This window comes from Tateyamaria pelophila, from assembly GCF_019966495.1.
Taxonomy (GTDB): Bacteria; Pseudomonadota; Alphaproteobacteria; order Rhodobacterales; family Rhodobacteraceae; genus Tateyamaria; species Tateyamaria pelophila.
On record NZ_JAIMIA010000081.1, the window covers coordinates 13,037 to 20,576 of the forward strand.

Annotated in this window: 5 protein-coding genes and 2 pseudogenes; 5 read left to right on the forward strand and 2 right to left on the reverse strand. The window is 51.6% G+C overall.

Translation table 11 applies throughout. The features are described 5' to 3' along the window. The 4 genes and pseudogenes from LC354_RS19565 to LC354_RS19580 form a co-directional block, all read left to right on the forward strand. Positions 1-219: pseudogene (locus LC354_RS19565) on the forward strand (hypothetical protein); the annotation flags it as partial. Then, positions 216-1,157 (forward strand): type IV pili methyl-accepting chemotaxis transducer N-terminal domain-containing protein, encoded by a 942-nt coding sequence (locus tag LC354_RS19570; RefSeq protein WP_223427026.1) that lies wholly within the window; start codon positions 216-218, stop codon positions 1,155-1,157. The pseudogene LC354_RS19565 and the gene LC354_RS19570, both read left to right, overlap by 4 nt. Positions 1,158-1,170: 13 nt before the next feature. Continuing rightward, positions 1,171-5,088 carry a response regulator gene (locus tag LC354_RS19575; protein ID WP_223427032.1) on the forward strand — a complete coding sequence of 1,306 codons (3,918 nt, stop codon included), beginning with the start codon at positions 1,171-1,173 and terminating at the stop codon, positions 5,086-5,088. A gap of 28 nt (positions 5,089-5,116) precedes the next feature. Further along, positions 5,117-6,142, forward strand: coding sequence for a pentapeptide repeat-containing protein (locus LC354_RS19580; protein ID WP_223427042.1), 1,026 nt, complete (start codon positions 5,117-5,119; stop codon positions 6,140-6,142). Positions 6,143-6,198: 56 nt separating this feature from the next. Here LC354_RS19580 and LC354_RS19585 read toward each other — a convergent pair whose 3' ends face one another. Next, positions 6,199-6,765 carry a hypothetical protein gene (locus LC354_RS19585; RefSeq protein WP_223427034.1) on the reverse strand — a complete coding sequence of 189 codons (567 nt, stop codon included), beginning with the start codon at positions 6,763-6,765 and terminating at the stop codon, positions 6,199-6,201. A gap of 137 nt (positions 6,766-6,902) precedes the next feature. Beyond that, positions 6,903-7,028, reverse strand: a pseudogene (locus LC354_RS19590) (IS3 family transposase); the annotation flags it as partial. Between the two features lie 3 nt (positions 7,029-7,031). Between LC354_RS19590 and LC354_RS19595 the strand changes: the two are divergent. Beyond that, on the forward strand, positions 7,032-7,540 hold a 509-nt coding region (locus LC354_RS19595; RefSeq protein WP_223427036.1), incomplete at its 3' end, for a recombinase family protein.

Here is a 7,540-nt window from a genome sequence, read left to right on the forward strand (position 1 = left end):
CGCCTCGAACAGATCGGTGTTCAGGGTCTGGGCGTGCTTGTCTACGGCATCTGGACCTTCGGTATGGCCTTTCTGGTCTTTTCGGCTGGCAACGCGGTCTTCCGGTTCAGGGTGAGTGAAGAGGATGAATTCGCCGGACTCAATATCTCAGAGCTTGGGATTCATCAGGAGAGTGAACTGCAAGCTTCAATATCAACGCCCGTTGGAACACGGCCATGAACAAGAACTTTGTCAACAAAACGGGATACGGTGGAATGGAGGCTTTCCCGAAGCTCTTCAAACGCCGGGCGCTGCTCAAGGGCGGGGGGGCCTTTGCCTCGATGCTTTTGGTACATCCGACGGATCTGCTCGCGCAAGCAGAGCATTCTGATGGGCCCCGCAGAATCAACTTGTCAGGCCGCCAGCGGATGCTGATCCAGCGAGCCGGAAAGTTTGTCTGTCTTGCCTATCAGAATCCCGACCCAGCCCTACTTCTTGCGGCTGCAGCACAGACACTGGCGCTGCATCAGACAACCGAAGCTGGATTGAAGGACGGAGACGCCGAGCTCGGACTGGAACCGGAAACCAATGCCTCGGTTTTGAGTGCGCTGACACGCGCGAACAATGCCTTCGCCCCGTATGGCCAGACCATCCGTGATGCGATCGAGGGCCGACGCGTCGAGCAAGAGCATCTTCAGGCGATTTCGGACCTCAACGGTCCTGCGCTTGCTGAAATGGATGCCGCGGTCAACCTGATCGAGAGGGTCTACAAAAGCGCAGAGCTATCCGAACAGATGGCGATGCTCATTAATATCTCCGGTCGACAACGAATGTTCACCCAAAGACTGGTTTTGCTGCTGTGCCTGTCTCGCAGCGGGTTAGCCTCTCGGGACACCCGCGAAGAACTCTTCAGAACCATTAACAGATTCAACATATCGCTGAACATTCTGAACCGCGTGACACCTGGCGCGCTCCGGGACTCAAGATCACAGCCCATAACCGAACGTCTAAACTCAGTTCAAGGTGACTGGGCGGCGCTTAGGGAGCGTATCTCAACGACCCTGCGGATCACAGAAGATGGGTCCGTAGAAGATATCCTGCATGTCAACGAAAGAGCAGAAGAACTTCTCACGAGGATGAACGAAATCGTCCTGCTCTATGAAGAGGCCGCCGAATGAAGGGAACCCAGATATGACGACTGAAAGGCAAACCCCAAAACTGGGATTGACGATCGGCACCAAGCTGGCGGCAATTAGCATCGTCATATCCATGGCTGCTGTCTGTATCGCGGCCGTATTGGCTGGATACTCGTCAAACGAAGCCCTGAAGCGTGCGGCGTTCGAAAGACTGACAGCCGTTCGCGAACTCAAGGCGCAGCAAATTGAAAGCTATTTCTCACAAGTCGAGAATGAGCTCAAGTTTGTTGCGGAAAGCGCATCGTTGAAAGACAATCTTCAACAACTTCGGCGAGGGATCGTTTATCTGCAAGTATCCGAAGATCTTGTGACGCCAGAGTATCAGGATGATCTAAATCAATTCTATCTTGAGGACTTTCGTGCGCGGTATGAGGAGGAAACAGGAACCCGCGCCGACGACGCGGTCATTGATGGCTTGCTGCCACAGGATCCCTTGGCGATATTTCTGCAGCATAGATACATTCTTGATCCTCAACTAGTAAATCAAGTTCAGTTCGAGACTCAATATGGGGCAGCCGTTTCAGCGCTGGAACAGTCACTGGGGAAATTTCAGGACCGCTTCGGTTTTTATGATGTATTTCTAATCGAACCTAACGATGGACGCATCGTCTACTCCGTTGAGCGGGAAATTGATTTTGGAACCAGTGTATTCGATGGGCCGTATTCAAACACAAACCTTGCCCGGGCAGTCACGACCGCCATGGCTGCAAATCCAGATCAGGTCATCTTTGCCGACTTCGAATCCTATATCCCTTCATTCAACGCGCCAGCCGCATTTGCCGCCTTGCCCGTGTATGATGGACCAAATCCGATTGGGGTCCTTGCCGTGCAACTTCCTCTGAGCGGGATCAACGCGATCATGACCTCCAACCAATCATGGAGCGACGTTGGGTTGGGTGATTCCGGCGAAGCCTATATCGTCGGCCGCGACAAGCTGTTGCGCAATCAGTCCCGCTTCCTGATCGAAGATCGTGAAGAGTATCTGAAATTGGTCGGTGAAGTTGGCCTCCCAAGCTCCATCATAGACCAGATCGAACGGACGAACAGTTCCGTTGGCTTGCAAGAGGTCGACACCATTGGAACGCAGGCAGCTCTCTCAGGACGCACAGGAACAGAGATCTTCCCCGACTACAGAAATGTCGAAGTCTTGTCCTCATATCGCCCGCTTGAGCTGTCGGGGCTAGACTGGGTCATCATGAGCGAGATCGACCGCGAAGAAGCCCTGCGCGATGCAGATCAACTGATCGACCGACTGATCTTGGTCGCCTCCATAGTTCTTGCGATCGCAATTTACGCGTCATACCTCTTTTCAATTTCGCTTACGCGACCACTTAGATTACTGTCTGGCAGCGCAGCGAGACTAACTGCTGGTGAATTGGATGAGCCGATCAAGGTGCAGACAAGCGACGAGATTGGCGAGCTTGCGCAGAATTTCGAAGCCTTACGCCTATCGATCGTTCATTCGCTTGAGGAAGTTGAAAACCAAAAGTCGATGTTGGAAACAACCGTGGCTGCACGGACGACCGAACTAAACGAGGCATCGGCTCAGCTTCAGCTTGCGTTGTCGAAGATGTCGAACGGCATCTACATGCTCGATGCCGACATGAATTACGTCCTGGTAAATGAGCGCTACACCGAGATGCTTGCTCTGCCACCACGGCTGGTCGAACCGGGGCAGCCAGAAGAAGAGGTCATCCGTTGGCACGCAGAAAACGGTGACTATGGGCTTGGCGATACTGAACAGCTAATCCGGACTCGTTTGGAAGCTCTCGCTGATGGCCACTCATCAAACGTTGTCCTCAATACAGCAGCTGGCCGGACGATTGAAATCAGAACAACGCCAATCAGCGGAGGGGGACTCGTCGGGGTCGTTACCGATATTACAACGATCAAACGTAACGAAGCTGAGCTCGTCGCACAGAACGAAAACCTGAAGAAGATTCAAGGCGATCTCGCATTTAGTGAGCAGAGAATATCGAAGATTATTGAAGCTAGTCCCATTGGTATCCTTTCTATTGACAGAAAGGGAACAATTGAGACATTCAGCTCGGCCGCTGAACAAATTTTTGGTTACTACGCGTCAGACGTTATTGGAAAGAACCTCAAGATCCTGATGGAAACACACGTCGCCGTTGAGCACGACCTTTATCTTGAACGCCGTATTCATGGTGCGTCGTCAACAGTCGTTGGTCAAAGTCGGGTCGTCAACGCCGTTCGAAAAGATGGATCGGTATTTAAACTGGAAGCGCGGGTTGAGGAAGTTCAAGTCGGGGATGAAATCTTCTATATCGGGCTCGTCGAAGACATAACTGAACGCCTTGAACTGGAGCGACAAGCCGAGGAGGCGCGCGAGCAAGCTGAACGGGCGAATGAAGCCAAGAGCGCGTTCCTTGCAAATATGAGCCATGAACTTCGCACACCAATGAATGCGATCATTGGGTACTCGGAAATGATGGCAGAGGATGCTGAAGATGACGGGCTGGAAGAGATGCTCGGCGATCTGAACAAGATTACCAACGCCGGTAAGCATCTGTTGTCTCTGATCAACGACGTGCTCGACCTCTCCAAAATCGAAGCCGGGAAAATGGATATGTTCCTTGAAGACTTCGCCGTCAAGGACATTACCGAAGACGTTGCCAGTACGGCACTCAGCCTTATCGAAAAGAATGCCAATGAACTCGTTCTGGATATCGATCAGGATCTAGACACCATGTATGGCGATGTAACGAAAGTTCGCCAGATTCTCTTCAATCTGATCTCCAACGCTGCGAAGTTCACCAAGGAAGGAAAGATTACTCTTTCCGCCAATGTGGATTCCATAGCAAATGAACCTGCAATTCGGTTTGCCGTCACCGATACCGGGATCGGCATCCCTGAAGACAAGATTGAGCATATATTCGCGGAATTCTCTCAAGCCGATGAATCTACCACACGCGATTATGGTGGAACCGGCCTAGGGCTCGCCCTCGTGAAGAGATTTTGCGAAATGATGGGCGGCAGCATCCGTGTCGAAAGTACTATTGGGCAGGGTTCAAGTTTTATCGTCACATTACCAAAGAAAGCTCAAAAGAAGCATGAAGGGCTTGAAGAGGAAGCGCGCATTTCGGGCGCGACGTCGGAGCTCGCTTCATCGGACGAGGATGCGACACCTACTTCAACAGAGTCAATCAAGGATACCTTTGCTCGAAAATCGGTCCTCGTCATTGATGATGAGGCCTCGGCCCGGGAGCTTCTGAAGAAGCGTCTGGAAGCGGAAGGCTGTTCGGTGGTGTTGGCCAAATCCGGGGCTGAAGGTCTGGCACTCGCTGCGGAACACTTGCCCGTCCTCATAACGCTGGATGTGATGATGCCCGGAATGGACGGCTGGACAGTCCTCCGCCGACTAAAGGCTGACAATACACTGAAAGATATTCCAGTCGTCATGATTTCGATGGTAGGAGACAAGGCCATGAGCTATTCGCTCGGCGCCGTCGAATCTCTTCAAAAACCGGTTGACCGAGGCAAGCTGTCGGGGCTTGTCAAAAAGTATGCGTCGGGCGGTCAAAAGACAACACTTGTCGTTGAAGACGATCCGGCTGCGCGCGAAACCATGGTGCGCACGCTTCAAGGCGACGGCTGGGAGGTCGATGAAGCGGAGAACGGAAAGATTGCGCTTGGGAAAACAGAACAGCATGAATTCGAACTCATCCTTCTTGATCTCATGATGCCGGTGATGGACGGTTTTGAGTTTCTGGAAAGGCTCAGATCAAGCGACCATCCATCAGCCAACACTCCAATAATTATTGTTACAGCGATGGAACTGAACACCGAAGACCGCAAGCGCCTTCAGACCAGTGTCAGCGATGTCGTGCAAAAGTCTGGCGGAGATGTGGAGGGCGTTTTGGAAGAAATTCTCTCGCTGATTCATCGATAGAGCGTGAGGGATTCTTGATTTGAAAGAAATGGCTGGCAAACAGGCTCCGGGGCTTGATGAGGCATTAGAGGCACTTAACGGTGAAGTGACGGACTGGGAGCTTTTCCTCTCAAGTTACCCTGATACTTCGGCAGTCTTCGCCGGGGCCGACCTTTCCGAGGCGGACCTATCGGAACGCAACCTTTCAGGACTTGACCTCACCGGCACCGACCTTTTCGAAGCCCGGTTGTCATCTGCAAACTTGAAGCACGCAAAGATAGATCGCGCAGAGCTTTCAGGGGCGGATCTTTCTCATGCTGGACTATACAAGGCCAGACTGACCGGTGCTACACTCACTGCGGCAAACCTCCAGAACGCCGACTTAACAGATGCCGATCTTTCTGGCGCGGATCTGCGTGGAGCAAATTTTGTCGGGGCAGATCTGACCGGCGCTGACCTCCGTGATGCAAACCTAACAAAAGCCGATCTTCGTGATGCCTGCCTGGTGAACGCCAATATCTCGCGCGCGTCACTCTGCACAGCAAGGGTCGAAGGGGCCAATGTGACCGGCGTCGTCTACGGCAATTTAAAAGATATGAGCGGCCGCTACCTTGGAATTCGCGGCATAGACTCTGTCTACGGCAACGCGCTTTTTGTACGAGACGCTAGGGATCAGGACTACATAGACACCTTGGAAGCATCTATTTCAAATATGCCTGCCGGTTTTGCGAAGTCCGTTGAGCAAATTTTTTTCAAGGCTTGGGGACTATTTGATCACGGCCGCAACCTTCTAAAAGTGGGAGCTTACGCGCTATTTCTCGCAACGCTGTACGGGATCATTTATTCTTTTGATATGTGGCTGGGGTGGGGAATGATGGATTATTCCAACTCGGCGCAAAGCTGGTTTACTCCCTTCTACGTCTCGTTGGTTACATATACGACGCTGGGGTATGGCGATGTAACAGCTGAAAATGTCTATGGAGAAATTCTCGTAATTAGCGAAGTGGTCTTGGGCTATTTTACTCTTGGCTTGCTGCTGTCAATTATCGCAAATTCAATTGCTCGCCGGAGTTAGCGACATGGAACTTAAACCCAAGATACAACCGTCGTTTTCGTTGAAAAATCTCATCCCTAGTGAGGTATAGCGGATATTTGATTAGCCCACTGTCTTATCAATTTCTCAGGAATTTCAATTTCGGAAGAAATGCCAAGCTGACCTGGAGCTCTCGTGATGTACTCGAAGTAGACCTCTCCGTCAGCATCTGGACTCCATTGCTGCGGGCAATTTATTTGAATTATCAATTTCTCCAAACTCGCCTCGGGCAGTTGACGTCCTAAAAATAGTTCTCTCTTTATTCCAAATCTAGAATTTTGATCAGAACTGGAACTGTCAAATACAAATATCATTATGTCGCAAAACCCAATCAGCTCCGTTTCCGGAGCCCGTTCATCTAATTCAGTTGTTTTTGATTGCTTTTCTAAAATTGCGTGGATCCTAGCATTAATTCTAGCATCCTCTTCGTTAAGCTCTGGAGGCGCTTCAAAAGGAAAAAGTTCTAGGTTCAAACCCTCCTCAACAGTGGAAATACTGGCCAACTCGCTAAATTTATTCTCGACTGAACCAACCAAAGACAAGTTTTCTGACCCAAAAATTGAACTTAATTTTCTGAACTGCTCTCGAAATATTGTTTCAATCATGGGTTCGAGCGGCTTTGGGAGCTCTGATTGAGACAAAATACCAATTCTTATCATACTTCTCATAAGATAGTTGGCCTCCAGGCAGCACGATGTGACTTGGTAATCCCCCCATTTTTAATGGGGCTCAGCCGTAGAATTCACGCAGCTGTTTTCAGGTTCAATGCGGGTGTCATACCGCCGATAGCCATGATGGGTCGCTCGTTGTTGTAAGTCCAGAGCCATTCAGTGGCTTGGTCCTGTTCCTCCTCGATAGTTGCAAAGATATTGTGTCACTGAACGACACCGAGGCAGCCAAGGTGCGCATGGTGTTCAAGCGCTTCGTCGAGATCGGCTCCGCCACCGTGCTCGCGCGGGAACTGCGCAGCGACGGGTTCCGCAACAAGCAGGGAACGCTCATCGACAAGGGCTACCTCTACCGGCTTCTGAACAACCGCGTGTATCGCGGTGAGGCCGTCCACAAAGGTAAGGCTTATCCCGGCGAGCACGACGCCATCATCGACGCGCGGCTTTGGGATCAGGTTCATGACATTATGGGTGAAAGCCCCCGCAAGCGGGCGAATAACAGCAGGACGCAAACGCCTGCGTTGCTGAAAGGCCTTCTTTTCACCGCCATTGGCGCGGCCATGACGCCATCCAGCACCAAGAAGGGAACGCGCCGGTACCGCTATTACGTCTCCATGGACCTCCTCAAGAACCGAGAGACGCCGAACGATGGCATACCGCGCCGATTGTCTGCGGACACGGTGGAGTCCGCTGTTGTCGCCGAAATCCGCCG